The 25,822-nt window shown below is 76.4% G+C and carries 25 protein-coding genes; 15 read left to right on the top strand and 10 right to left on the bottom strand.

The features are described from left to right. Window positions 1–52 precede the first annotated feature (52 nt). The 4 genes from ACF053_RS04125 to ACF053_RS04110 are packed head-to-tail and all read left to right on the top strand — an operon-like array spanning window position 53 to window position 5,190. Window positions 53–886, top strand: a complete 834-nt coding sequence (locus tag ACF053_RS04125) for a M55 family metallopeptidase (RefSeq protein WP_391952370.1) — start codon at window positions 53–55, stop codon at window positions 884–886. After that, window positions 879–2,240 carry a M20/M25/M40 family metallo-hydrolase gene (locus tag ACF053_RS04120; protein ID WP_391952369.1) on the top strand — a complete coding sequence of 454 codons (1,362 nt, stop codon included), beginning with the start codon at window positions 879–881 and terminating at the stop codon, window positions 2,238–2,240. Before ACF053_RS04125 ends, ACF053_RS04120 begins: the two co-directional genes overlap by 8 nt. Before the next feature lie 20 nt (window positions 2,241–2,260). Continuing rightward, window positions 2,261–4,249 carry a prolyl oligopeptidase family serine peptidase gene (locus tag ACF053_RS04115; protein ID WP_391952368.1) on the top strand — a complete coding sequence of 663 codons (1,989 nt, stop codon included), beginning with the start codon at window positions 2,261–2,263 and terminating at the stop codon, window positions 4,247–4,249. Then, window positions 4,246–5,190, top strand: a complete 945-nt coding sequence (locus ACF053_RS04110) for a S66 peptidase family protein (protein ID WP_391952367.1) — start codon at window positions 4,246–4,248, stop codon at window positions 5,188–5,190. The genes ACF053_RS04115 and ACF053_RS04110 overlap by 4 nt, the downstream gene beginning before the upstream one ends. Window positions 5,191–5,299: 109 nt before the next feature. On the opposite strand, the gene ACF053_RS04105 is transcribed toward ACF053_RS04110, so the two are convergent. Beyond that, window positions 5,300–6,397 (bottom strand): adenosine deaminase, encoded by a 1,098-nt coding sequence (locus ACF053_RS04105; protein WP_391952366.1) that lies wholly within the window; start codon window positions 6,395–6,397, stop codon window positions 5,300–5,302. 75 nt (window positions 6,398–6,472) lie between these two features. Beyond that, window positions 6,473–7,219, bottom strand: coding sequence for a GntR family transcriptional regulator (locus ACF053_RS04100; RefSeq protein ID WP_391952365.1), 747 nt, complete (start codon window positions 7,217–7,219; stop codon window positions 6,473–6,475). 260 nt (window positions 7,220–7,479) lie between these two features. Between ACF053_RS04100 and ACF053_RS04095 the strand changes: the two genes are divergently transcribed. Both ACF053_RS04095 and ACF053_RS04090 read left to right on the top strand, forming a co-directional pair. Beyond that, a complete protein-coding gene (locus tag ACF053_RS04095) occupies window positions 7,480–8,943 on the top strand; it encodes an MFS transporter (RefSeq protein ID WP_391952364.1) in 1,464 nt (487 codons plus the stop codon). A 25-nt stretch (window positions 8,944–8,968) separates the two neighbouring features. Beyond that, window positions 8,969–9,550 (top strand): GNAT family N-acetyltransferase, encoded by a 582-nt coding sequence (locus tag ACF053_RS04090; RefSeq protein WP_391952363.1) that lies wholly within the window; start codon window positions 8,969–8,971, stop codon window positions 9,548–9,550. On the opposite strand, the gene ACF053_RS04085 is transcribed toward ACF053_RS04090, so the two are convergent. The 3 genes from ACF053_RS04085 to ACF053_RS04075 form a co-directional block, all read right to left on the bottom strand. Then, the gene (locus tag ACF053_RS04085) at window positions 9,504–9,866 is read right to left on the bottom strand and encodes a DUF6204 family protein (RefSeq protein ID WP_391952362.1); all 363 of its coding nucleotides are present in this window, start codon (window positions 9,864–9,866) and stop codon (window positions 9,504–9,506) included. The genes ACF053_RS04090 and ACF053_RS04085 overlap by 47 nt on opposite strands. Before the next feature lie 197 nt (window positions 9,867–10,063). Further along, entirely contained in the window at window positions 10,064–10,414 is a 351-nt protein-coding gene (locus tag ACF053_RS04080; RefSeq protein WP_391952361.1) for a VOC family protein, read from the bottom strand. Window positions 10,415–10,439: 25 nt separating this feature from the next. Then, on the bottom strand, window positions 10,440–11,243 hold the full coding sequence (locus tag ACF053_RS04075) for a methyltransferase domain-containing protein (RefSeq protein ID WP_391952360.1): 804 nt from the start codon (window positions 11,241–11,243) through the stop codon (window positions 10,440–10,442). A gap of 139 nt (window positions 11,244–11,382) precedes the next feature. Here ACF053_RS04075 and ACF053_RS04070 point away from each other — a divergent pair, with 139 nt between their 5' ends. From ACF053_RS04070 to ACF053_RS04060, 3 genes are read left to right on the top strand one after another with little or no spacing between them, the layout of a single operon-like run. Beyond that, a complete protein-coding gene (locus tag ACF053_RS04070) occupies window positions 11,383–11,847 on the top strand; it encodes a hypothetical protein (RefSeq protein WP_391952359.1) in 465 nt (154 codons plus the stop codon). A gap of 25 nt (window positions 11,848–11,872) precedes the next feature. Beyond that, on the top strand, window positions 11,873–13,213 hold the full coding sequence (locus tag ACF053_RS04065) for an NAD(P)/FAD-dependent oxidoreductase (RefSeq protein WP_391952358.1): 1,341 nt from the start codon (window positions 11,873–11,875) through the stop codon (window positions 13,211–13,213). 7 nt (window positions 13,214–13,220) lie between these two features. Further along, on the top strand, window positions 13,221–15,062 hold the full coding sequence (locus tag ACF053_RS04060; protein ID WP_391952357.1) for a transketolase: 1,842 nt from the start codon (window positions 13,221–13,223) through the stop codon (window positions 15,060–15,062). 529 nt (window positions 15,063–15,591) lie between these two features. Here ACF053_RS04060 and ACF053_RS04055 read toward each other — a convergent pair. Then, window positions 15,592–16,755: a baeRF2 domain-containing protein gene (locus tag ACF053_RS04055; protein ID WP_391952356.1), complete on the bottom strand. Its 1,164-nt coding sequence runs from the start codon at window positions 16,753–16,755 to the stop codon at window positions 15,592–15,594. 132 nt (window positions 16,756–16,887) lie between these two features. On the opposite strand from ACF053_RS04055, the gene ACF053_RS04050 reads away from it, so the two are divergent. Further along, window positions 16,888–17,463, top strand: coding sequence for a TIGR03086 family metal-binding protein (locus ACF053_RS04050; protein ID WP_391952355.1), 576 nt, complete (start codon window positions 16,888–16,890; stop codon window positions 17,461–17,463). Between the two features lie 172 nt (window positions 17,464–17,635). Here the strand turns inward: ACF053_RS04050 and ACF053_RS04045 are convergent, their stop codons facing one another. From ACF053_RS04045 to ACF053_RS04035, 3 genes are read right to left on the bottom strand one after another with little or no spacing between them, the layout of a single operon-like run. Beyond that, the gene (locus ACF053_RS04045; protein ID WP_391952354.1) at window positions 17,636–18,196 is read right to left on the bottom strand and encodes a type 1 glutamine amidotransferase domain-containing protein; all 561 of its coding nucleotides are present in this window, start codon (window positions 18,194–18,196) and stop codon (window positions 17,636–17,638) included. A 4-nt stretch (window positions 18,197–18,200) separates the two neighbouring features. Then, window positions 18,201–18,677, bottom strand: a complete 477-nt coding sequence (locus ACF053_RS04040; RefSeq protein ID WP_391952353.1) for a CBS domain-containing protein — start codon at window positions 18,675–18,677, stop codon at window positions 18,201–18,203. Beyond that, on the bottom strand, window positions 18,674–19,036 hold the full coding sequence (locus ACF053_RS04035; RefSeq protein WP_391952352.1) for a DUF2795 domain-containing protein: 363 nt from the start codon (window positions 19,034–19,036) through the stop codon (window positions 18,674–18,676). Before ACF053_RS04035 ends, ACF053_RS04040 begins: the two co-directional genes overlap by 4 nt. A 309-nt stretch (window positions 19,037–19,345) precedes the next feature. Here ACF053_RS04035 and ACF053_RS04030 point away from each other — a divergent pair, with 309 nt between their 5' ends. Both ACF053_RS04030 and ACF053_RS04025 read left to right on the top strand, forming a co-directional pair. Next, window positions 19,346–19,564 carry a hypothetical protein gene (locus tag ACF053_RS04030; RefSeq protein ID WP_391952351.1) on the top strand — a complete coding sequence of 73 codons (219 nt, stop codon included), beginning with the start codon at window positions 19,346–19,348 and terminating at the stop codon, window positions 19,562–19,564. 664 nt (window positions 19,565–20,228) lie between these two features. Next, window positions 20,229–21,020 (top strand): RNA polymerase sigma factor SigF, encoded by a 792-nt coding sequence (locus tag ACF053_RS04025; RefSeq protein ID WP_391952350.1) that lies wholly within the window; start codon window positions 20,229–20,231, stop codon window positions 21,018–21,020. A gap of 9 nt (window positions 21,021–21,029) precedes the next feature. Here the strand turns inward: ACF053_RS04025 and ACF053_RS04020 are convergent, their stop codons facing one another. Then, a complete protein-coding gene (locus ACF053_RS04020; RefSeq protein WP_391952349.1) occupies window positions 21,030–22,280 on the bottom strand; it encodes a PAS domain-containing protein in 1,251 nt (416 codons plus the stop codon). 315 nt (window positions 22,281–22,595) lie between these two features. Here ACF053_RS04020 and ACF053_RS04015 point away from each other — a divergent pair, with 315 nt between their 5' ends. Genes ACF053_RS04015 through ACF053_RS04005 form a run of 3 tightly spaced genes read left to right on the top strand, consistent with a single transcriptional unit; the run spans window position 22,596 to window position 25,821 of the window. Further along, window positions 22,596–23,489, top strand: coding sequence for a GAF and ANTAR domain-containing protein (locus tag ACF053_RS04015; RefSeq protein ID WP_391952348.1), 894 nt, complete (start codon window positions 22,596–22,598; stop codon window positions 23,487–23,489). Window positions 23,490–23,524: 35 nt separating this feature from the next. Next, window positions 23,525–24,784, top strand: coding sequence for an aminotransferase class I/II-fold pyridoxal phosphate-dependent enzyme (locus tag ACF053_RS04010; protein ID WP_391952636.1), 1,260 nt, complete (start codon window positions 23,525–23,527; stop codon window positions 24,782–24,784). After that, window positions 24,781–25,821 (top strand): MBL fold metallo-hydrolase, encoded by a 1,041-nt coding sequence (locus tag ACF053_RS04005; protein WP_391952347.1) that lies wholly within the window; start codon window positions 24,781–24,783, stop codon window positions 25,819–25,821. Before ACF053_RS04010 ends, ACF053_RS04005 begins: the two co-directional genes overlap by 4 nt. The last annotated feature ends 1 nt before the right edge of the window (window position 25,822 follow it).

Raw genomic sequence — 25,822 nt, 5'->3', positions numbered from 1 at the left:
ACCGGCCCGCGCGCACCTGGTACCGGTCCGCACCGCCGCGTAACGTGTGGGCATGAAGATCCTCATCAGCGCCGACATGGAGGGCGCCACCGGGGTCACCTGGCCCGCCGACGTCCTGCCCGGCACCCCCCAGTGGGAGCGCTGCCGGGCGATGTTCACCTCCGACGTCGACGCGGCCGTCCTCGGCTTCCTCGACGGCGGCGCGGACGAGGTCCTCGTCAACGAGGCGCACTGGACCATGCGCAACCTCCTCCTCGAACGGCTCGACCCCCGCGCCCAGATGCTGACGGGCCGGCACAAGTCGCTCTCCATGGTCGAGGGCGTCCAGCACGGCGACGTCGACGGCATCGCCTTCGTCGGCTACCACACCGGGGCCGGCACGGAGGGCGTCCTCGCCCACACCTACCTCGCCAACTCCATCACCGGCGTCTGGCTCAACGGCGTCCGCGCCTCCGAGGGGTACCTCAACGCCCACGTCGTCGCCGAGTACGGTGTCCCCGTCGTCCTCGTCACCGGCGACGACCGCACCTGCGAGGACGCCCTCGCCTACGCCCCCGAGGCGCGCAAGGTCGCCGTCAAGGACCACGTGTCGCGGTACGCGGCGGTCTGCCGCACGCCCGCGCGGACGGCCGCCGAGATCCGCGCCGCGGCGAAGGACGCGGCCTCCCTGGCCGTACGGTGTGAACCGGTGCGCGGCGGACCGTTCACCGTGGAGCTGGAGTTCGACGCGGAGCACCTGGCCGCGGCCGCCACCGTCGTCCCGGGCGTGGTGGTCTGCGGCGAGCGCCGCGTCGCCCACACCGGCGCCACGATGTACGAGACGATCCGGACCTTCAAGGCGGTCACCACGATCGTCTCGGCCGCAGTGGAGGAGCAGTATGGCTGACCCGACCCGCCCGGACCGGGGGCACGAGCAGGACCCGTCCGACGGACCGGCTTTCGACGAGGTGGTGACGTTCACGTCCGACCTCATCCGCATGGACACCACCAACCGCGGCGGCGGCGACTGCCGGGAGCGCCCCGCCGCCGAGTACGTCGCCGAACGGCTCGCCGACGCGGGCCTGGCACCGCTCCTGCTGGAGCGGACCCCGGGACGCACCAACGTCGTCGCCCGCATCGAGGGCACCGACCCGTCGGCCGACGCGCTCCTCGTCCACGGCCACCTCGACGTGGTCCCCGCCGAGCCCGCCGACTGGACCGTCCACCCCTTCTCCGGCGAGGTCCGCGACGGCGTCGTGTGGGGCCGCGGCGCCGTCGACATGAAGAACATGGACGCGATGGTGCTCGCCGTCGTCCGTGACTGGGCCCGCCGCGGCGTCCGGCCGCGCCGCGACATCGTCCTCGCCTACACCGCCGACGAGGAGGCGAGCGCCGAGGACGGCGCGGGCTTCCTCGCCGACCGGCACGCCGACCTGTTCGAGGGGTGCACCGAGGCCGTCGGCGAGTCCGGCGGGTACACCTTCCACGCCGGCCCCGGCATGACGCTCTACCCGGTCGCCGCGGGCGAGCGCGGCACCGCCTGGCTCAAGCTCACCGCGCGGGGCAGGGCCGGGCACGGCTCCAAGGTGAACCGGGAGAACGCGGTCAGCCGGCTCGCCGCCGCCGTGGCCCGCATCGGCGAGCACCAGTGGCCCGTCCGGCTCACGCCCACGGTCCGCGCCGCCCTCACCGAACTCGCCGTCCTGCACGGCTTGGACGCCCCCGACCTGGACCGTCCGGACTTCGACGTGGACGGCCTCCTCGGCAAGCTCGGACCGGCCGCCACGCTCGTCGAGGCGACCCTCCGCAACAGCGCCAACCCCACGATGCTCGACGCCGGCTACAAGGTGAACGTCATCCCCGGCACCGCCACCGCCCACGTCGACGGGCGGACCGTGCCCGGCGGCGACGAGGAGTTCGCCGCGACCCTGGACGAGCTGACCGGCCCCGGTGTCGACTGGGAGTTCGTGCACCGGGAGGTCGCCCTGCAGGCGCCGGTCGACTCCCCGACGTACGCCGCCCTGCGCGCCTCCGTCGAGCGCTTCGACCCGGACGCGCGGGTCGTGCCGTTCTGCATGTCGGGCGGCACCGACGCCAAGCAGTTCTCCCGGCTCGGCATCGTCGGCTACGGTTTCGCCCCGATGCGGCTGCCCGTCGGCTACGACTACCAGGCCATGTTCCACGGCGTCGACGAGCGCGTCCCGGTCGACGCGCTGCACTTCGGCGTCCGCGTCCTCGACCACTGTCTGCGTACCGCATAGCCCACAGGGGGGAGTCGTCCATGGTGCCCACGGGCCCCTACGGAACCTGGCCGTCACCGATCGACGCGCGGCTGGCCGCCGCGCACGACGGACACCCCGAGTACGTCGGGACGGTGGGCGAAGAGGTGTGGTGGACCGAGCCGCGGCCGGCCGAGGACGGCCGCCGCGCCCTGGTCCGCCGCACCGCCGACGGCGCCGAGGAGACGGTGCTGCCGGCCCCCTGGAACGTCCGCAGCCGCGTCGTCGAGTACGGCGGCCGGCCGTGGGCGGGCACGGCGCGGCCCGACGGCACCGGGTCCCTCGTCGTCTTCTGCCACTTCCCCGACCAACGGCTGTACGCCCACGAGCCCGGGGGCACGGCCGCGCCGCGCCCCCTCACCCCCGTGTCGGGGACCGGGGCCGGCCTGCGCTGGGCCGACCCGGTGCTCCACCCGGACGGCCGCGAGGTGTGGTGCGTCCTGGAGGAGTTCACCGGCGAGGGCCCCGGTGACGTGCGGCGGGTCATCGCCGCCGTACCGCTCGACGGGTCGGCCGCCGACGACCGCTCCGCGATCCGCGAACTCACCCACGACCGGCACCGGTTCGTCACCGGACCCCGGCTCTCCCCGGACGGGCGGCGTGCGGCCTGGCTCGCCTGGGACCACCCCCTCATGCCGTGGGACGGCACGCTCGTCATGACCGGCGACGTCGTGGACGGCGGCCCCTTCGCGTCGGTCGCGCCCGTCGCCGGAGCCGTCGACGAGTCGGTGTGCCAGGTCGAATGGGCCCCCGACGGCTCCCTCCTGTACGCCTCCGACCGGGGCGGCTGGTGGGAGCTGTACCGGTCCAAGCCCGGCGGGGCGGCCGCGACACCTCTGTGCCCGGGCCGCGAGGAGGAGTTCGGCGGGCCCCTGTGGAAGATCGGGCTCAGCTGGTTCCGGCCGCTGGACAGCGGGCTCGTGGCGGTCGTCCACGGCCGCGGCGCCACCGCGCTCGGCATACTCGACCCCGAGACGGGCGAACTGGTCGACGCCGCCGGGCCCTGGACGGAGTGGGAGCCGACGCTCGCCACCCACGGCACCCGCGTCTTCGGCGTCGCCGCCAGCCCGCGCAGCGGTCACGAGGTCGTGGAGCTCGACACCGGCACGGGCCGCGCCCGCGTCGTCGGCGCCGCCCACCGCGACCCCGTCGACCCGGCCTACTACCCGGAGCCGCAGCTGCGGACCTTCACGGGCCCCGACAACCGCGAGGTCCACGCCCACGTCTACCCGCCGCACAACCCCGACCGGGTCGCCCCCGACGACGAGCTGCCGCCCTACGTGGTGTGGGCGCACGGCGGCCCCACCGGCCGCGCCCCCCTCGTCCTCGACCTGGAGATCGCCTACTTCACGTCGCGCGGCATCGGCGTCGCCGAGGTGAACTACGGCGGCTCGACCGGCTACGGGCGGGCCTACCGCGAGCAGCTGCGGGAGCAGTGGGGCGTCGTCGACGTCGAGGACTGCGCCGCCGTCGCCGAGGCCCTCGCCGCCGAGGGCACCGCCGACCCGGCACGGCTCGCCATCCGCGGCGGCAGCGCCGGCGGCTGGACCGCCGCCGTCTCGCTCGCCGCCACGGACGCCTACGCCTGCGCCACCATCCGCTACCCGGTGCTCGACCTGGAGGGCTGGGCGACCGGCGGCACCCACGACTTCGAGTCCCACTACCTGGAGTCCCTCGTCGGGTCGCGCGCCGAGGTCCCGGGCCGGTACCGCGAGCGCTCGCCGCTCGGCCACGTCGACCGCATCCGCACGCCGTTCCTGCTCCTCCAGGGGCTGGACGACGTGATCTGCCCGCCCGCGCAGTGCGAACGGTTCCTCGCGCGGATGGCGGGACGCGGCGTCCCCCACACGTACCTCGCCTTCGAGGGCGAGGAGCACGGCTTCCGCCGCGCCGACACCCTCGTCCGCGCCCTGGAGGCGGAACTGTCCCTGTACGCGCGGACCTTCGGCATCGCCCGCCCGGACGTGCCGGCCCTGGAGCCGCGGACGTGACGACCCGCACCGCCCTGACCCCGCTCATCCGCCCGCCGCGCCTGCGGCCGGGCGCGCGGGTCGCCGTCGTCGCGCCGAGCGGGCCGGTCGCCGAGGAGCGGCTGCAGGTGGGCCTCGACGTGCTGCGCGGCTGGGACCTCGACGCCGAGGCGCTGCCGCACGCCGTGGACCGCCACCCCACCGCCCGCTACCTCGCAGGCACCGACGCCGACCGCGCCCGCGACCTCCAGGCCGCCTGGTGCGACCCGGGAGTCGACGCGGTCGTCTGCGCCCGCGGCGGGTACGGCGCCCAGCGGGTCGTGGACCTGCTGGACTGGGACGCCATGCGGGCGGCCGGGCCGAAGGTGTTCGTCGGGTTCAGCGACGCGACGGCGCTGCACGAGGCGTTCGCGCTGCGGCTCGGCCTGGTGACGCTGCACGGCCCGATGGCCGGGGCCGCCGCCTTCCTGAAGGACACCGCCACGCAGGACGCCCTGCGGACGGCGCTGTTCGCGCCGGAGTCGGCGCGCGTGCTGGGAGCGGGCACCGCCCGCCCGCTGGTCGCGGGCCGGGCCCGCGGCGTCACCGTGGGCGGCTGTCTGAGCCTGCTCACCGCCGGGCTCGGCACGCCGGACGGGCGGACGTCGCTGCGCGGCGGGCTGCTGCTCCTGGAGGACGTGGGGGAGGAGCCGTACCGCATCGACCGCATGCTGACCCAGCTGCTGCGGGCCGGGCTGTTCGACGGCGTGGCGGGCGTGGCGCTCGGCTCCTGGGAGGAGTGCGGCCCCTACGACGCGGTGCGCGCGGTGCTGCGGGACCGGCTCGGCGGGCTGGGCGTGCCCGTCGTGGAGGAGCTGGGCTTCGGCCACGGCACGCCCGCGCTGACCGTGCCGCTCGGCGTACCGGCCGAACTCGACGCCGACGCCGGGGTGCTGCGGCTGGCGGAGCCGGCGCTGCGCTGAGCCGCGGTCACCGTGGCGCCCGCCGGCCGCGCGTGCCGGCGGCGAGGCCGGGGCGACGGGGGCGGGGGCGGCCGCGACCCGTGGGCCGCCGCGCCCCCGCCCCCCGTCGTCAGCGGGAGGACGCGGCCAGGGCGGCGTAGCCCGGCCGGATCACCTCGTCGATGAGGCGGCGGCGCTCCGGCAGCGGCAGGAAGGCGGCCTCGACGGCGGCGACGGTGAACTCCTCGAAGACCTCCGGGCCGTAGCCGAAGGCGTCCACCATGTGCTGGAACTCCTCGCTCATGGTGGTGCCGGACACCAGGCGGTTGTCGGTGTTCAGCGTGACGCGGAAGCCGAGGCGGCGCAGCCGGTCGACGGGGTGCGTCGCGTAGTCCTTCGCCGCGCCCGTCTGGAGGTTGGAGGTGGGGCAGACCTCCAGCGTGATCCGGTTGTCGCGGACGTACGCGGCGAGGTGGCCCAGCGTGCCGTCCTCGGCGATGTCGTCGGTGATGCGCACGCCGTGGCCGATCCGCTCGGCACCGCACACCTGGACGGCCTCGTGGATCGACTCGGCGCCCACGGCCTCGCCGGCGTGGATCGTGAAGTGGCAGTTGTGCCGCTTCAGGTGCTGGAAGGCGGGCAGGTGGCGGGCCGGCGGGTTGCCGATCTCGCCGCCCGCGATGTCGAACCCGGCCACGCCGCGCTCGCGGTGGGCGACGGTCAGCTCGGCTATCTCCAGGGAACGGTCCGTGTGGCGCATCCCGGTGAGCAGGGTGCCCACGGCGATGCGGCCGCCGGCGCGGCGCTCGCCCTCGCGGAAGCCCTCGTTGACGGCTTCGACGACCTCGTCCAGGGTCAGCCCGGCCGCGAGGTGCTGCTCGGGCGCGTACCGCACCTCCGCGTAGACGACGCCGTCGGCCGCCAGGTCCTCGGCGCACTCGGCGGCCACCCGGAAGAGCGCCTCGCGGGTCTGCATCACCGCGCAGGTGTGGGCGAACGTCTCCAGGTAGCGCTCCAGGGACCCGGAGTCCGCCGCGTCCCGGAACCAGACGGCCAGCTCGGCCGGGTCCTCGGTCGGCAGTCCGGTGTAGCCGCAGGCGCGGGCCAGCTCGATGATCGTGGCGGGGCGCAGGCCGCCGTCCAGGTGGTCGTGGAGGACCGCCTTCGGGGCCTGGCGGATCCAGTCGGCGACGGCACGGGACGAGGCGAGGTTGTCAGACAAGTGCATGACCGGAGTGTAGGGCACCCCGGCGGCGGCCGCCGTGACCCGCGCGACACCTCCGCGCGGGGGAGCGGCGGGGGCTCAGTTCGACTGGAGCAGCGGCAGGGCGGGGGCGCCGGTCGGCAGCATGTGCTTGGCCGCCAGCACCGGTGTCTCGCCTACCCGCACGACCTGCGTCACCAGCACCGCCGGGGTGTCCGCCGGCCGGTCCAGCTGCTCCCCGCGCCGCTGGCCCACCAGGGTCGCCGTCACGGCGCTGTGCCCGGCGAGTCCCACCCCCCGCGACGCCCCGACCAGCACCGACAGCATCGAGGTGCGCTCGGGGGCCGCCGCCTCCCGCAGGGCCGCGGCGAAGGCGGGGTGGACGCGCTCCAGCGTCTCGTCGGGCGCCGCCCACTCCTGGCTGAGCGCGGCGGCCGTGCCCTCCGCGGCGAGCAGGGACTCCCAGAACCGCAGCGCGGCCCGGACCGGCGCCAGCAGGTGCTGGGTGGTGAAGTCGGTCGGCTCCTCCACGGTCCGCAGCAGCGCCCGCACCCGGACGGGCGCCCCGGCGCCGAGCAGCTCCTCCAGGGGCCGGACGTACTCGAAGCCGCGCCGTGGCGGCCGGTCGTTGACCGTGCGCCCCACGCCCCGGCGCACCGACAGCAGCCCGTCCTCCTGGAGCAGCAGCAGCGCCTCGCGCAGCGCCGGCCGGCTCACGCCCAGCTCCCCGGCGAGGCGCGGCTCGGACGGCAGGGTGGACCCCGGCGGGTAGGTGCCCGCGTGGATGGCGTCGACGATCCGCTCGTACAGCACCACGACCGGGCGCCGCCGCTCCGCACTGACCACCGCTGTACCTCCCGGGCTCACCTGTCAGCAGGTCATGGCGCACGGTATGCCGCGCCGCCGTCACCCGGCAATCCCGTGCCGCACCGGCGTGGCCGTGCGGCGGCGGGTCGCCGGGGGCCGGTACGGCACACATCACACTCCGGTGACCCTTGACGTTTTACGCGCGTAGACCACAGGGTGTCACCTGGCACTTGTCTGACAACTGACGGGCGGGTGGCCATGACCCTGCACGAGATGACATCCCAGGCAAAGGGGCCGACATGTCAACCACGCCCGGCCGGACGCGTTCCGGAGCCGAATCCGACCTCGCGGGCCGCGGCCCCATGCTGCTGGCGATGGTCCTGGCCGTCCTCGGCTACCAGATCAACGCCACCATGCTCAGCCCCGCGCTCCCGGACGTCATCGAGCGGCTCGGCACCACCACGGCCGCCGCCGGCCTCTCCCAGACGCTGTTCTTCCTCATGGCGGCCATCGGCCAGGTCACCCTCGCCCGCCTGAGCGACCAGCGCGGCCGCAAGCCCATGATGCTCGTGTGCGCCGCCGTCCTGATCGTCGGCAACGTGCTCTGCGTGATCGCGCCGAACATCGAGGTCTTCATCGCGGGCCGCATCCTCCAGGGTGTCTCGGCCGCGATGTTCACCCTCGCCTTCCTCACGCTGAACCAGCTGCTCACCCCGGCCGGCTTCGGCAAGGCGGCCGGCATCATCACCGCCGTCAACGGCGGCCTCGCCGGCGTCGACGCCATCGCCGGCGGCCAGATCGCCGACACCATCGGCTTCCGCGGGATCTTCGTCTGCTCCACCCTCATCGCCGTCGCCGGCCTGATCGGCGTGCGCCGCTACGTGCCCGACGTACCGCCCACCACGGAGCCCGGCGCCCGGTTCGACGCGCGCGGCATCACCGCCCTCGCCCTCGGCCTCACCGGCATCCTCGTCGGCCTCGCCCAGGGTGCCGCCTGGGGCTGGACCTCGGCGCTCACCCTCGCCTTCCTCGTCGGCGGCCTCGCCTCCCTCGCCTTCTTCGTCCTCTCGCAGAAGACCGCCCCCAACCCGGTCATCGACCTGGACGTCCTCGCCTCCCGGCGCGCCTGGCCGCTGCTCCTCACCACGATCTGCACCCTCGGCGGCGCGTTCGGCGCCATCGCCCTGACCATCCCGCTGTTCTCCCAGGACGGGCGGGTCGGCCTCGGCCTCACGGCCGTCACCTCGGCGATCCTCTTCCTCACGCCGATCCAGCTCATCGGGGTGGTCTCCGCCCCGCTCACCGGGCGGCTCGGCCCGCGGATCGGCTGGCGCAAGATCGTCGTCACGGGCGCCGTCGCCAACTTCGCGATCTTCCTCGTGGCCACGCTCTTCCTGCACAACGAGTGGATCCTCGTCGCCGCGCTGGCCGCGCTCGGCGTCACCTACGGCGGCTTCATGCTCACCGGCCTCAACGGGCTCGCCGTGACCACCGCCCCGGCGGACAAGCCCGGCTCCCTCTCCGGCCTCAACGGCGCCTGCTTCGGCATCGGCGCCTCCCTCGGCATCGCCCTGGCCTCCGCCATGATCACCGCGGGCAGCGACGCCGGCGGCGTCACCGAGGCCGGGTACCAGAACGCCATGTACACCGCGCTCGCCCTGCTCGCCGTCGGCGTGGTGACCTCGCTGCTCATCCAGCGCCCGCCGGCCGAGGAGGCCGCGGGGGCCTCGGACGAACGCCCCGTGGTCGTCGCCCACCACTGAGCGGGACACCGCCTAGGCTGGCCGGATGCCCGACGACAAGAGCATCCGGCCGGCCGCGTACCTGGCCGTGGGACCCCGCGTGGGGCTGCGGCCCTTCCGGTACGAGGACGCCGACGAGTTCACCGCACGGGCGCGGGAGAGCCGGGACCTGCACCGGCCCTGGCTCTTCCCGCCCGACGACGCCGACGCCTACGCCGCCTACGCGCGGCGCCTGATCGAGGCTCCCGACCGCCTCGGCCACCTGGTCTGCGAGCGCGACGGCGGCGCCATCGCCGGCTTCGTCAACGTCAACAACATCGTCCTGGGCGCCTTCCGCAACGGCGCCCTCGGCTACGGGGCCTTCGCGCACGCCGCCGGGCGCGGACTGATGGGGGAGGCGCTCGGCCTCGTCGTGCGCCACGCGTTCGGCCCCCTCGGGCTGCACCGCCTGGAGGCCAACATCCAGCCCGGCAACGCCGCCTCGATCGCCCTCGTCCGCCGCGCCGGGTTCCGCAAGGAGGGCTTCTCCCCGGCGATGCTCCTCGTCGACGGGGAGTGGCGGGACCACGAGCGGTGGGCGCTCACCGCGGACGAGCCGGCCGCGCGGGGCGCCGGCCCCGGTCGTTGACCTTCATGGTGTCCATGTCCGTGGCCGTGGAGGTCAGCGCCCGGTGGCCGAGACCCAGCGCGGCGAGCGCCGCCTCCGCCCGCTCCTCGGCGAGCAGCGCGGCCATCTCCTCCCCGTCGTCCGCGTCGGACACCACCGTGAAGCGGTAGCTGAAGCGCTTCAGCGCGGCGTCGTAGGTGAGCGAGCCCTCCTCCGTGAACCGCATCGAGGACAGGCCGTGCCGGTCCGCGTCGGCGAGGAGGCGCTCCCGGTCCTGCTCCGTCAGACCGTCCCATACGCCCCGCACGATCACCCGGTAGGTGTGACGCGCCCCCATGCCGTACCGCCTTCCGCCCCGCTCCGACCGAACCCGCGCCGGGGGGCGCAGGCGCCCTCCACCCTAGGGAGGCCGGGCGGGGACGCCCAGCGAATATCCGGCGCGCACCCGGCGCCCGATGGACGGAGCCCGGGGCCGGGTGTCCGCGCCCGGTCGCGGGGGCGGCGGACGCCGGACGGGCCGGCCGCGACCGGCGGCTAGCCGGCCCGGCGGTCCGCGTATTCGAAGACGGAGCCGTCCGGGTGGACCGCGATGAGGTTGCGGCCCACCGGCGTCGGGACCGGGCCGGCCAGCACCTTCGCGCCGACCGCCGTCAGCGCCGCGTGCGCCGCGTCCACGTCGGCGACCGCGATCGTCGCCGACACCTTGCGCAGCACCTCCAGCTCCGGCTCCGGGCCGCTCATCAACAGGAAGCAGCCGACGGCGGCGACGCGGACGCCGCCGCGCTCGAACCGCAGCGCCGGACCGCCGGTGAGCCGCTCGTAGAACGCCACCGAGGCGTCCAAGTCGTCGACGCAGATGCGCAGTGTGGTGCCGAGGATCTCCATACCGGACCAGGGTAGTTGGGACGCCTCACACCCGGCAGAGGATCTCCCCGTGCGGCACGGTGAACCACGCGTCAGCGCTCGCGCCCCACTCCCGCCACGCCCCCGCGGCGGCCGCCAGCCCCTCCGGCGTCGTATGGCCTCCCTCCACCGCCAGCCGTGCGTATCCGGACTCCGTCGTGCGGTCCGCCCACAGGGCGCTCCACCACGCGCGCTCCTCCGGTGTGGCGAAGCACCACACGGCGGCGCTGGGGGTGATGTCGGTGAACCCCGCCTGCCGCGCCCACGACAGCAGCCTGCGGCCGGCGTCCGGCTCACCGCCGTTGGCCCGCGCCACCCGCCGGTACAGGCCCCGCCACTCCTCCAGTGCCGGCGGTTCGGGGTACCAGGCGAACGCCGCGTAGTCGCTGTCCCGCGCGGCGACGACCCCGCCCGGACGGCACACCCGCCGCATCTCGCGCAGCGCGGCCACCGGATCGCCGACGTGCTGGAGCACCTGGTGGGCGTGGACGACGTCGAAGGAGTCGTCGGGGAAGTCCAACGCGTGGACGTCGGCGACCGCGCACACCACGTTGTCGAGGCCGCGCTCCGCGGCGACCGCGCGCGCCTGCGCCAGGACGCCGTCGGCGGCGTCGACCGCCGTCACGCGTCCCGGCGCGACCAGCGCGGCCAGGTCCGCCGTGATGGTGCCGGGACCGCACCCGACGTCCAGCACGTCGAGCCCCGGCCGCAGGGAAGCCAGCAGGTACGCCGCCGAGTTGTCGGCTGTGCGCCACCGGTGCGACCGCAGCACCGACTCGTGGTGGCCATGGGTGTAGACGGCATCCGCCATCGCCCTACTCCGTCTCTCTCGGGACCGGGACAGGACCGCCACGCTACGCCGGCCAACCGCATCCCGAGACGGGTTTCCCACCATGCGGACAAGGGTGGTGGGGGCGTTATCCAGGGGGAGGCCCGGGTACCCGCCGCGCATGACGACCAAGACCCCGCGGTCCCGGAAGCCGGTACGGGCGACCACCGCGGCGCTGGGCGCTGCCCTGCTGGCCGCGGTGGTCGTGAAGGCGCGCCGCCGCGACGCCCGCACGGCCGAGGACCGCCCGTACCGCACCGAGGACCCCACCACCACGCCCGTGGACGACTCCGCACCCGACTCCCCGGCCGCCCGCGAACCGGACGGCGTACGCGTCGTCGCCCCCGGCACCCCGCCCTCACCGGTGGTCCCCCCGCCGGTAGCGGCGCCGCCGCACCCTCCTTCGACGCCTGAGCCGCCGGAGCCGCCCGGCGCCCGGGGCGCCCAGGAGCCGCCGGAGCCGCTGGGGCCGCTCGGCGCCGAGGAGCCGCCCGCAGACCCCGGCCCCGCACCGCCGGAGCCTCCCGCCGCCCCGGAACCGCCGGGGCCGCCCGCTGACCCCGAGGCGCCCCACCACCGCGCCTGACCGCACGCCATCCACGGGAGGCCCAGTGACCACCGCGACGAGGCGCCGTCCGCGCGTCCTGATCGTCGGGGCCGGCTTCGCCGGCTACCGGACCGCACGCGAACTGTCCCGCACGCTGCGCGGCCGCGCCGAGATCGTCCTGCTCAACCCGACCGACTACTTCCTCTACCTGCCGCTGCTGCCCCAGGTCGCCGCCGGCATCCTCGAACCCCGCCGCGTCACCGTGTCCCTGCCGGGCACCCTGCGGGGCGTCCGGCTCGTCCTCGGCACGGCGGAGCGCATCGACCTCGACGCGCGCACCGTGCACTGCACCGACCCCGAGGGCACGCCGGGCCGGATCGACTACGACCGGCTCGTCCTCGCCGTCGGCAGCGTCAGCAAGCTCCTCCCCATCCCGGGCATCGCCGAGCACGCCACCGGCTTCCGCGGCCTGCCCGAGGCGCTCTACCTGCGCGACCACGTCACCCGGCAGATCGAGCTCATGGCCGCGGGCGCCGACGACCCCGCGACCGCCGAGGCCCGCCGCACCTTCGTGGTGGTCGGCGCCGGCTACACCGGCACCGAGGTCGCCGCCCACGGCAAGATGTTCACCGACGCCCTCGTGCGCAAGCAGCCCCACTGGCCGCGCGACCGCGCGCCCCGCTGGCTGCTCGTCGACGTCGCGGACCGCGTCCTGCCCGGTCTCGACGAGCGCCTCGCCGCCACCGCCGACCGGGTCCTGCGCGACCGGGGCGTCGAGGTGCGCACCCGCACCTCCGTCAAGGAGTCCACCGCCGACGGCGTCCTGCTCGACGACGGCGAGTTCGTCCCGACGCGCTCGCTGATCTGGTGCGTCGGCGTCCGGCCCGACCCGTTCGTCTCCCAGGTCGGCGTCCCCCTCCAGCAGGGCCGGATCGTCGTCACCCCGGAACTCGCCGTCCCCGGCCACCCGGAGGTCTTCGCGTGCGGCGACGCCGCCGCCGTGCCCGACCTCGCCCGCCCGGGTGAGATCACCCCCATGACGGCGCAGCACGCCTCGCGCCAGGGGAAGACCGCCGCCCGGAACGTCGCCGCGTCCCTCGGCCTCGGCACCGCCGTCCCGTACCGGCACGACGCGCTCGGCTTCGCCGTGGACCTCGGCGGGGTCAAGGCCGCGGCCAACCCGTTCGGCGTCCCGCTCTCCGGTCCGGTCGCCGGCGCCGTCACCCGCGGCTACCACCTGGCCGCCATGCCCGGCAACCGCGTCCGGGTGGCCGCCGACTGGCTGCTCGACGCCGCCCTGCCCCGGCAGGCCGTCCAGCTGGGCCTCGTCCGTTCCTGGCAGGTCCCCCTCGACACCGACGCACCCGAGCTCGCCCACACCCGCGGCGCGCCCGGGAAGGAGTGAACGACGCATGCAGTACGAGGAACTCGCCGAACTGGCCCAGCAGTTGCGCGTGGACGCGGTCCGTGCCGCCGACGCGGCCGGCTCCGGCCACCCCACCTCCTCCATGTCCGCCGCCGACCTCGCGGCCGTCCTCCTCGCCCACCACCTGCGCTTCGACTTCGACCACCCCGAACACCCCGGCAACGACCGGCTCGTCCTCTCCAAGGGCCACGCCTCGCCCCTGCTGTACGCCCTGTACCGCGCGGCCGGCGCCGTCGACGAGGAGGAGCTGCTCGGCTACCGCACGCTCGGCAGCCGCCTCGAAGGGCACCCCACACCGCGGCTGCCCTGGGTGGACACCGCCACGGGCTCCCTCGGCCAGGGGCTGCCCGTGGCCGTCGGCATGGCGCTCGCCGGGCAGCGCCTGGACCGGCTCCCGTACCGGGTGTACGTCCTGTCCGGGGACAGCGAGATGGCGGAGGGATCCGTCTGGGAGGCCGTCGAGCACGCCGCGTACAACCACCTCGACAACCTCACCCTCGTCGTCGACGTCAACCGGCTCGGCCAGCGCGGCCCCACCCGCCACGAGCACGACCTCGACGCGTACGCGCGGCGCCTGCACGCCTTCGGCTGGCACACCGTCGAGGTCGACGGCCACGACGTCCAGGCGGTCGACGCCGCCTTCGCCGAGGCCCGCTCCACCACCCGGAAGCCCACCGCCATCCTCGCCCGCACCCGCAAGGGCCGCGGAGTCGAGGCCGTGGAGGACCGCGAGGGCCTGCACGGCAAGCCGCTGCCCGACGCCGACGAGGCGATCGCCGAACTCGGCGGCGTACGCCACACCCGCGTCACCGTCCAGGCACCGCCCGACGGCAAGGTGACGACCGCCGTCGGCGACACCACGCCCGCGCCGCCGCGCTGGGACCCGGGCGACAAGGTCGCCACCCGCGACGCCTTCGGGCAGGCCCTCGCGGCGGTCGGCGCCGCGCGCGGCCGGGTCGTCGTCCTCGACGCGGAGGTCGGTGACTCGACCCGCGCCGAGGTCTTCGCCAAGGAGCACCCGGAGCGGTACTTCGAGTGCTACATCGCCGAGCAGCAACTCGTCGCCGGAGCCGTCGGCCTCGCGGCGCGGGGGTACGTCCCGTACGCCGCGACGTTCGCCGCGTTCCTCACCCGCGCGCACGACTTCGTCCGCATGGCCGCGGTCAGCCGCGCCGGCATCAACCTCGTCGGCTCCCACGCGGGCGTCGCCATCGGCCCCGACGGCCCGTCCCAGATGGGCCTGGAGGACATCGCGATGCTCCGGTCCGTCCACGGCAGCACCGTCCTCTACCCGTGCGACGCCAACCAGACGGCCCGGCTCACCACCGCCATGGCCGACCTGGACGGCATCCGCTACCTGCGGACCAGCCGCGGCGGGACGCCCGTCATCTACGGCCCCGACGAGGAGTTCCCCGTCGGGGGCAGCAAGGTGCTGCGCCGCCACGACGACGACAAGGTGACCATCGTCGCCGCGGGCGTCACCGTCCACGAGGCCCTCCGAGCGGCCGACCGGCTCGCGGAGAGCGGCATCCGGGCGCGCGTGATCGACCTGTACTCGGTCAAACCGGTGGACGCCGAAACGCTGAACGAGGCCGCCGGGCAGACCGGCTGCCTCCTCACCGTGGAGGACCACCACCCGGAGGGGGGCATCGGCGACGCGGTGGCCGAGGTGTTCGCCGACGGCCGGCCCGCCCCCCGCATGGCCCGCCTCGCCGTGCGGAACATGCCCGGCTCGGCGACGCCGGAGGAGCAGCTGCACGCGGCGGGCATCGACGCCGACTCCATCGCCGCGGCCGTGACGCTGCTGGTGGAGCGGGTCGTGACCTGACCACCCGCCCGGCCCGGCGCCGGGTCGCGAGCCCTCCCCGCCCGGCCCGGCGGGGAGGGCTCGCGGGCGCCGGCGGCCGGCGACCGGGAAGGCCGCCGGCGCGGCGCGGGCCCACCGACACCCCCGCCGGTCCCCCCGCGGTCGACGTCTCCCTCGTCCGCGTTCCGGCGTGACCACCCCGGCGCGGCGCGGGTCCGCCGACACCCCCGCCGGTCCGCCCGCCGACGCGCCCCGGTGGACATCTCCACCGTCGAAGCCCGCCGTCAAAACCCACCGGCACCGCCCGGCGCGGCGCGCGTCCGCCGACAGCCCCCGGCCGCCCACCCGCCGACACCTCCGCCGTCACCGCCCGGCGCGACCGCCCCGGACACGAGCCCCGGGCCGCCCGGTATGACGGCGTCCACGGACCGGGCGGGCACACCCGCACTCGCCGCCGCCACCGTCGAAGCCCTCGCCGTCGACGGGGGTAGGTGCGAAGGCGCCCGCCGGTCCCGTGCGGGCCGGCGGGCGCGGGGCGTTCCCGTCGCGGTCACCTGGTCGACGCCTCGGTCTCCTTCTCGTCGTACGGCCACCGCAGCAGCGCTCCGAGACCGCCGACCGGCAGCTGGTCGTCGACCTCCGGCCGGACGCGCAGGACCTCCGCCCCCGTCGCCAGCGCCGATCGCAGCAACGCGTCGTCCGCGCGGGCCGGCAGCGGCTCGGTCTCGCCCAGGTACTGGGTCTCCGTGCGCCGCACGGCCACCTGGTCCGGCGCGGCCCCCACCCACACCTGGCGGTGCGCGTCGGGCCCCTCCGGACGGATCAGCAGCTCGGCGATGCGGTGCTCGCGGGCGGCCTCGACCAGCGCGGACACCCCCTCACAGGCGGCCGCCCCCGCGGGGCTCCCGCCCTCCGGTGCCCGGGCCGCCCGGAACCGGTCGAGCTCCTGCTCCGCGGTACGCCGCAGGAACGCCTCCTTCGCGGCCCGCACGTCCTCGTCGAGCCGCTCCCGGGAGGGTCCGGCGGCCCGGCCCCCGTGCTCGCTCTCCACCACGTCCGCCTTCAGGCCGACGGGCAGTCGCTCGTGCACGGAGCGCCGCTCGCGCGGATCACCGGCGAGCACCACGAGGTCCGCGCCCAGGTCCTCGGCCGTGTCGGCGACGGCGTCGGCGATCTCGGCCGCGTTCTCCTCCCAGGTGTTCTCCACGCCCAGCTGGAAGTGCCGCTGGGACCAGGCGCCGCCCGAGGTGCGGTGCACCGGCCAGTCCCGGCCCTCCACCTGCCCGGCGGGCAGCGCCCCGACCGGGCTGCGCAGCTCCAGGTCGGCGCCGACGTGGTCGATGTACGCGACGAGGCACACGGGGTCCCCCGCGGCCAGGTCCAGCAGCGGCCCCAGACGCGGCAGCGCCGACCAGGAGACCCGGGTGGGCGCGAGCGGGCGGGCGGCCAGCGGCAGGTCGAGGGCGACCTCGCCGTGCGCGGCGAACACCGCGCGTCCGGCCTCGCCCGGTGGTCGGGGCCACCGGTTCAGCGCTTCGTGCACGGCGCGCTCGGTCGCCTCGTCGCACCCCTGCGCGGCGAGCTCCTCGCAGGCGTTGCGCGCCGTGAGCTCCTGCCGCCACTCGGCGGACTCGTCCCGCCGCGACGTGTCGAGGTACACGCTCGCCCACGGTCCGGGGTGGTCGTAGAGGCCGGTCAGAAAGGCGAGTCGCATGGCTCCCTCCCGGAGGCCGGTTCGTCGGTCCGCGACGGGTACCCGTGAGGTCGGCCGGCACACGGCCGCCCTCCTGTCGCGCGGAGCCCTGCCCGCGGCCAGAGTGGAACCCCACACACGCGGAGGTGATCCATGTCCGGCAGCCCGCTTCTCGACCGGCACGCGGAGGCGCTCGCCCTCTTCTCGTCGCGCGTCCACGCGGTCCGGGACGACCAGTGGGACGCGCCCACACCCTGCTCCGAGTGGTCCGTGCGGGACCTGGTCGGCCACCTGGCCGGCGAGCAGCTGTGGGTCGTGGACCTGGTGCGCGACGGCCGGACCGTCGCCGAGGTCGGCGGGAAGTACGACGGGGACGTGCTCGGCGACGACCCGGTCGCCACCTGGGACCGCGCCGCGGCGGGCGCACGCGACGCCTTCCGCGAGGACGGCGCGCTGGACCGGACGGTCAGCCTGTCGTCCGGCGACACCCCGGCCACCGCCTACTGCTCGCAGATGACGGCGGACGCGGTGGTCCACGCGTGGGACCTGTCGCGGGCGATCGGCGCGGACGAGCGCCTGCCGCGGCGGCTCGTCGACTTCGCACTCGGGGAGTTCACGCCCTACGCGGACTCGCTGCCGTCCACCGGTCTCTTCGACCGGCCGCTGGACGTACCCGCGGACGCCGACGCCCAGACGAGGCTCCTCGCCCTGCTGGGCCGCCGCGCGTAGGCGAGGCCGCCGCGTGCGGGGCGAGGAGCCTCGGTGACCGGTGCCGGTCACACGGCACCGGTCACCCGGAGTCAACGGTCACCCGGAGTCAGGCCCGCGCGCACGCGCCCGCCCGGGTCGGTGGACCGGGGCGGGCGCGCGCGTACGGAGCCGGGGGAGGGGCCGTGGGCCGTCAGGCGGCCCGGCTGCCCTGTCCGGCCTTGCGGAACTCGGCGGTGAACGTCTCGCAGAACGCCTTCAGGTCGTCCGGCTTGCGGCTCGTGACGAGCGTCGTGCCGGAGCCGTCGCCCGAGACGACGACCTCCTCGTCCACCCAGTCGCCGCCCGCGTTGCGGATGTCGGTCCGCAGGCTGGGCCAGGAGGTCAGCCTCCGGCCGCGCACGACGTCGGCCTCCACCAGCGTCCACGGGGCGTGGCAGATCGCCGCGACCGGCTTGCCCGCGTCGAAGAAGCTCCGCACGAGCGCGACGGCCCCCTCGTCCATCCGCAGGGCGTCCGGGTTGGCCACGCCGCCGGGCAGGACCAGCGCGTCGTAGTCGTCCACCGACACCTCCTCCACGGTCCGGTCGACCGGGAAGGTGTCGGCCTTGTCCAGGTGGTTGAACGCCTGGACGTGCCCGGACGACGTCGAAACCAGCTCCGGGGTGTCGCCGGCGTCGGCGACCGCCTGCCACGGCTCGGTCAGTTCCACCTGTTCGACGCCCTCGGGCGCCACCAGAAACGCGATGCGCACGGTCTCAGATCCTTTCGTCCATCGCTGTGTCGTTCTCGGGTGCGGCCCTGCTGATGTCGGCCAGGACCGAGCGGGGCTCCTCGGCGACCGCGAGGTCGCCCAGGCTGACCACGCCCACGGGGCGCCCGGCCTCCACGACCGGCAGCCGCCGCACGGCGTGCCGCCGCATCAGGCCCACGGCCGTCGCGACGTCGTCGTCGGGCCCGACGACGACCGGGTCGGGGGTGCACACGGTCTCGGCGCTCACGGTCGACGGGTCGGCGCCCTCGGCGACCGCCCGGACGGTGATGTCCCGGTCCGTCAGCACCCCCACGATCAGGTCCCCGTCGGCGACGAGCACGTCACCGACGTCCTGGGCCCGCATCAGCTGGGCGGCCTCGACGAGTGAGGCGTCGGGGCGGACGGCGGCCACTCCCGCGGTCATGACCTCGCGGACGAGCCGCGCCGTACCGCCCGCCGCCTCCGCCGCCGTCCCCGTCATCGCCCGTGCAGGGCGACTGCGACGTCCTGCACGCTGCGGTAGGTCCGGTCGCCGGGCAGTTCCTCCACCCGTTCCGTCAGCGGGTCGGGGGCGTGCCGTTCCCGCATGACGCGCAGCAGGTCAATCCGGTGGGCCGGGAACGGCGTCCGGGCGAGGTGCCGGGCCAGTTCGAGGCGCAGTGCCTCGAAGGCGTCGGACGGGCCGCGACCGGTGGCCAGCGCCGGGTCGTCGTCGGCCACCGGCTCGGGGTCGTGCCACTCCTCCGTACGGGTGGGGTGGCCGGACCGGAGCAGCCCTTGGAGCTCGTGTTTCATCGCGTCGTCCTGCCGCCGGCTGAGCCGATCGCTGCCTCGCTGCATGAAGTCCTCCACGGTGCCGCGTGTGTCGGTCGCCGGGCGGGTACCCGGCCGCGCCGCCGCAAACCACCACTTCACGGGCGCTTCGCCGGACCGCCGGTGGACCCGCGGGCCGGCCGTCGCGCGGCCCGCCGGTCGGCCCGCCGGTCGGCCCGCCGGTTTGGCGGGGGGCGTCGCGGGGACTCGCCGAGGCGGCCGGGTGGCTGAGCGGCCGGACGGCCGAGGGGTGAAGGGCGGGGAGCGGACCGGGACGCGCGGACGGCGGTCCGCCCCGGGCCGCTCCCCGCGTCCGTGGACGGAAGGGACGAGGCGATGGACGTCACGACCGCACTGCTCGCCCTGCTGCTGCCGCCCGCCCTGCTGGGCGTCGTCCTCGCCATGGCCCACTACGAGGACCGGATGCTGCCCGCGCCCCCCGAGGAGGCCGACGGCGCGGCCGGGGCGGCGGTCCCGGTCGAGCCGCTCGTCGCGCCGGTCGTCGACCCGACCGCCGTCGTGGCGCCCCTCGCCGAACAGCCCGACGCCGCCTGACAGCCCCACACCTCCGTACCGGCGCACGGCGCCCCGCGCCCATCCGTCCCGGGTACCGGGCCGGAGCGTCCCCGCCCGGCCCGATACCGCCACCGCACAGCGGGTTTGCCGGCGGCCGGCTTCCCGGTCACCGGCTCCCGACCGCCCTCCGGCCCGTGCCGGCCGGGGGCGCCGGGCGCGCTCCGGCGACGGAGCGGAGCCGCTCCCGGCCCCGCTCCGCCCCGTGCGCCGCTCCCGTCCCCCGCGCCGCCCCGGGCGGTGTGCCGCGCCGGCGCCCGCGACGCCCCAGGCCCCGTGCGCGGTCACCCGGACAGCCGAACTCCCGGGAGGCGCCGCACGGCCCCCGAAACGCCCCGCCCGGGCCCGCCACACCCGCTCCCGCCTGGGCGGACACCCCCGCGCGCGATCCGTGGCGGTGCGCCGCCACCGCCCCGGACGGACCGGCCGGGGGGCCCTCGGGAAGCCGAACGGCGCAATCAGGCGGACAGTGGGATCAAGGCGTTTGCCATCAAGGCCCCCGGGCAGGCGCATCTCGTGCTTCGGACCGGAGGCACGTCCGTGGGAGCGGCTCGCCGCTCCGGGCGTGTCCGCGCCCGGTTCCGGCGTCGGCGCTTCCCGGGGTGACAGCCAACCATCAGCGCCGCTCAGGGAGCTGAACACGATCATGCCTACCCTCGCTCACTCGAAGCATCCGCACGACGACGCGCCCGACACCGCCGAGGCGTTCCGGCGGCTGGCGTCACTGCCGCCCGGAGAGGAACGGGACCGTCTGCGCCAGGACATCGTCAGCGCGTGGCTGCCCATGGCCGACCGGCTGGCCGGCCGGTTCCGCAATCGGGGCGAGGCGCTGGAGGACCTCAAGCAGGTCGCCGCCCTCGGCCTGGTCAAGGCCGTCGACCGGTACGACCCGTCACGGGGCGCGGCCTTCGAGAGCTTCGCCGTGCCCACCATCACCGGGGAGATAAAGCGGCACTTCCGCGACCACATGTGGACCCTGCACGTGCCGCGCCGCGTGCAGGACCTCCGGGGCCGCGTCCGCGTCGCCTACCAGGAGCTCTCGCACTCCGTCGGCGGCCGCGCCCCGACGGTCGCGGAGATAGCCGAGAAGGCGGGGATGACGGAGGAGGAGGCCGTCGCCGGCCTCGAAGCCCTCGACAGCTTCACCGCCTTGTCGCTGGACGCCGAACTGCCCGGCACGGAGGACGGCTACACCCTCGTCGACGCGCTCGGCGGGCCCGACCCGGCCCTCGACGTCGTCGTCGACCGGGAGGCCGTCAAGCCGAGGCTGCGCACCCTCCCGGAGCGCGAGCAGAAAATCCTGTACATGCGGTTCTTCCGCGACATGACGCAGAGCAGCATCGCCGAGGACCTCGGCATCTCGCAGATGCACGTGAGCCGCCTCATCAGCCGCTGCTGCTCCCGGCTGCGCGAGGACATCATGCGGGATGCCGCGTAACCGCCGGTGTCACCCCGGACGGACCATCGCGAGACCCGTGTGGCGGGCGGCCGCGTCGGCCGCCTGCGCCTCCGCCATCGAGAACGGCCGCCGCGCGTCGACGCGCAGCAGTGTCAGCACGCCGAGGACCCGCGGCGTCCGCGGCCCGCCCTCCGGGTCGCCACCACGGTCGAGGACGGGCAGGCACAGCAGCGAACCGACCCCGGCGCGCACCAGCACGGCCGTCCCGGCGGCGTCCGTGCCCAGTGCCAGCGGGTCCTCCGGCCGTACCTGGAGGGTGGCCGAGGCGCTCCGCGCGGCCTCGGCGACGAGGGGACAGCGCGTCGGCTCCTGTGCGGCGAGCTCGCCCGTGAGCGCCTCCTCGCCGGGCGGTCCCAGCACCACCGCCCGGCGCGGGCCCGGCGCCGCGCGGTCCGCCGCGCCGGCGGGCGTCAGATCCGCGAGGACCCAGTCGGCGAACCGGCCGTGGAGGACCCGCGCCACCGCCTCCAGCGTCCCCGGGGCGTCCCCGGGCGGGCGGCGCAGCAGAGCGCTCGCGACCGCGTCGACCACGTCCAGGGCCGACGCCCGGGCGGTGGCCCCGGCCAGGTCGCCGGCCGCCGCCCCACCGGCCCCGGCCCCCGCCCCACCGGCCAGGACTTCCGCGTGTCCGCCCGGTACCGCACCCGCCGGTACCCCCGGTACCGCCGCGCCCGGCGCCTCCACGGCGCCGGTACCCGGCTGGAACACCACCAGCACCACCGGCACCGGCTCACCGGGCAGCGGCAGCACCGCCAGCGTCACCCGGACGGGCTCCTCCGAACGCGACCGCACCCGCACGGACAGGCTCCGACCGCCCTCGCCACGGGCCGCCGCGGCCACCTGAGAGCGGAACGCCGCCCCGTCGCCCGGCGCCAGCAGCGCCGCCAGCGGCCGCCCCGTCGCGTACCCGGCCGGGACCCCGGTCAGGACCGTCGCCGCCTGGTTCATCCGCCGGACGGCCGTGTCCCCGTCGACGAGGGCGACCGGCAGCGGAAGCCGCTGGAAGACGGCTTTCAGCAGCTGCGACTCCTGCCGCTCCGCCGGCCTCCCCGCCGGGGCGCGCGCCGCGAGGCGTTCGTACTGCGGCCACAGCGTCTCCGCCACGTGCTGCAGCTCGAACAGGGCCGTGTCCAGGGCGTCCCGCCGCTCCTCCGGGGGCAGCGCGCGGGCGGCGCGCAGCTCGCCCACCCGCCGGACGAAGTCCGCGAGGTCGCGGCCGAAAGCGTCGGTCCCGCTCATCCGGAGGCCCTCCCGCCGCCCGGGCCCGCGCACCGCGTCCCGGGCCTCCGCCCGCCACTCCACGGCGCCCCCGGATCCCGCCGGCGCCCGCCACCCCACCCCGCTCCCGGTCCCCGGGAGCGCCCGTCACCACGCCGCGCTCCCGGCTCCGACCGCCGCCCGTCACCCCACCGCGCCGCGCACGCCCGCGCGCGTTCTTGGGTCGCCCGCACCGTCGTCCGCATGTAGGCACGGTAACCGGGTGCACGCCGCACACGCCCGGCCGTTTCGGGCCGCTGCGGGCGGGCAGCCGCACGTCGAGAGGAGCACCCCCCGATGCCGATCCAGCACGAGGACGACGGACCGGTCCCGGTGTCCGCGGCGCGCCGGCTCCGGCGGCTCGCCGAGGAGTGCGTCCGCTCCGTACCGGCCTGCTGCGGCGCCGCCGCGACCCTCGGCGACGACGCACGGGAGGTGGACCACGGCCCGCCGCGCGGACCCCGGCAGGAGCGGCGGCACGGACCCGAGCCGCACCCACCCGAGCCGCACCGGCCCGAGGTGCACGGGCCCGAGGCCGACGGGTGCCGCACGGCGGCCACCCATCCGGACCTGGCCGCCCTCGTGACCGTCCAGCTCGACGCGGGCGAGGGGCCCGTACGGGCGGCGCTCGACGGAGGCCGGCCCGTCGAGGTCCCGGACCTCCTCCACGACACCCGGTGGCCCGCCCATCGGGCCGCCGCGCTCCGCGCCGGGCTGCGCACCAGCGTGACCCTGCCGTTCCGCCGTCCGGGCACCGACGTCACCCTCACGCTGTACGGCTTCCGCCCCGGCTCCCTCGCCGGCGCCGCGCACGGTCCCGCGGCCGCCCTCGGCGAGGCGGCCACCGCCGCACTCGTCCGCGACGACCTCCATCGCGCCGCCCTCGCCGAGGTCGGCCAGCTGGAGACGGCGCTGCGCTCCCGGCCGGTCATCGACCAGGCGGTCGGCATCGTCGTGCACGCCCTCGGCTGCGGCGCCGAGGACGCCCACGCCGTGCTCCGCCGCGTCTCGCAGCTCACCAACCGCAAACTGGCCGACGTCGCCGCCGCCGTCGTCCGCGCCCGCGGCCACGGCCTGGAGAAGGAGCTGGCACGCCTGGCCGCCCGCCCCCCGACCGCCCGCCCCCGAACGGCGAACCCCCGGGAATCTTCGTATAAAGACAGTGCGCACAGGAACCGGAGCGAAGCTTGACGAAGCGGTACGAGAGGTCCCGGGAGGTCGAGGCGATGCACAGCTCCGCCCCCGAGGGGCACGGCCAGGTGCGCCATGCCCCGCCCGCCCCCGACACCGGCCTGCCCGTCCTCCCGGAGCTCTCCGGCCTCCTCGCCGCCGCCGCGGGCCGCACCGACGCCGAACCACCCGGCGGCGGACCGGTGCTGCGGGAGGCCGCCTGCGGCTACTGGTCCCGACGCGGCCTGGACTGCCACCCCGAGGACCTCGTCGCCGCCCCGGGCGCCGGCCCGCTGTTCCTGGCGCTGCTCGCCGCGCACGGTGGCGACGTCCTGATGCCGCGGCCCTGCCCGCTCGCGTGGACGCCGCAGGCCCGCCTCCTCGGCCGCCCCGCCTACCACGTGCCCACGCCCGCCGAGTGCGGCGGCGTCCCCGACCCCTACGCCCTCCTGGAGACCGTCCGCCGGGTGCGGGCCGAGGGCGGCCGGCCGGCCGTGCTGCTGCTGTCCGTCGCCGACGACCCCACCGGCACGGTCGCGTCCCCCGAACTGGTCCGCGAGGCGTGCGAGGCGGCCGTCGGGGAAGGGCTCCACATCGTCAGCGACGAGACGTGGCGCGACACCGTCCACCACCCCCGGGACACCGTGTTCGTCAGTCCCGCCGAGATGTGCCCCGACGACGTCACCGTCGTGTGCGACCTGGCGGGCTCGGTGGCCCCCGCCGCCTGGCCCGCGGCCGTGGCCCGCTTCCCCACCCGGCCCGGTGCCACCGCCCACCGCGCCCGCGTCCTCGACGTGCTCACCGCGCTCGGCGCCGACCTGCCCGGCCCCCTGGCGACCGCCCTCGCCCACGCCCTCGACGAGCCGCAGACCCTCACCGCGCGCACCGCCGCCGCGAACGCCCTGCACGCGCGCGTCGCCGCCGCGGCCCACCGGGTGGTGCTCGCCGCCGGCGCCCTCGCCCTCCCGCCCGAGGCGGGCCGCCACCTCTACGCCGACCTCGGCCCGCTCCGCGGGCACCTCGCCGAGCGGGGGGTCACCGACTCCATCGAGCTGGAGGAGTACCTGACCGCGCGCCTGGGCACCCCCGTCCCCGGCGGCCACCGCTTCGGCGACGAACTCGGCGCGCTGCGGGTACGTCTGGCCACCACGCCGCTGCTGGGCCCCACCCCCGCCGAGCGGCTGGAGGCCCTGGCCGCGGCCGACCCGCTGGACCGGCCCCGCGTGACGCAGGCGCTGGGCGCCCTGTCGGCCGCCCTCGGCGGCGGCGCACCGCGCACGGACCGCGCCGACACCGGTGAAGGAGCCCGCACATGACGGACCCGACCCACGCCGACCCACCGCTCCCCGCGGGTCCCGCCGCCGCGCCCCGCCACGGAGCCCCGGCGGCCCCCGCCCCCCGGCCGCTCGGTGAGGTGCGCCGCTGGCCGCGCTCCTTCGCCGACCGCCTCACCGCACCGCTGCCCGGCGTCCGCGCCTTCGCCCGCCTGGCCCGGGAGGGCGCGGCCGCGGTGCGCCCCGGCGCCGACGGGCTGCGGGACGTGCCGAAGCTGCCGTTCGCCCCCGGTCCGCTGCCGCCCGCCGACCCCGACACGGTGGCCGTCACCTGGGCCGGGCACGCCAGTTGGATCGTGCGCGTCGGCGGCCTCACCGTCCTCACCGACCCCGTCTGGTCCCGGCGCATCCTCGGCACCCCGGCCCGCGTCACACCCGTCGGCGTCCGCTGGGAGGACGTGCCCCCGGTCGACGCGGTCGTCATCAGCCACAACCACTACGACCACGTGGACGCGCCGACGCTCCGCCGGCTCCCGCGCAGCACCCCCGTCTTCGTCCCCGCCGGGCTCGGCCGCTGGTTCCGCCACCGCCGCTTCTCCACGGTCACCGAGCTCGACTGGTGGGAGGGGGCCGAACTCCACGGCGTCCGCTTCGACTTCGTACCGGCCCACCACTGGTCCAAGCGCGGCCTCACCGACACCTGCCGCACGCTGTGGGGCGGCTGGGTCCTCACCGACCGGCGGGACAGGAGCGTGTACTTCGCCGGTGACACCGGGTACGGCCACTGGTTCCGCCGGATCGCCGACCGCCACCCGGGGATCGACCTGGCGTTGCTGCCCATCGGCGCGTACGCGCCCCGCTGGTGGCTCGGCGACGTCCACACCGACCCGGAGGAGGCCGTCCGCGCCTTCCGCGACCTGGGGGCCCGCGCGATGGCCCCCATGCACTGGGCGACGTTCGTCCTGTCCTCCGAGCCGGTCATGGAGCCCCTGACCCGGCTCCTGGCCGCCTGGGAGGCGGCCGGCCTGCCCCGCGAACGGCTCTGGGACCTGGCGGTGGGCGAGTCCCGCGTCCTGTGAC

The organism is Streptomyces kanasensis, from assembly GCF_043077165.1.
In the GTDB taxonomy this organism is placed as follows: Bacteria; Actinomycetota; Actinomycetes; order Streptomycetales; family Streptomycetaceae; genus Streptomyces; species Streptomyces changanensis.
This window is presented reverse-complemented; position numbering and strand designations above follow the sequence as displayed.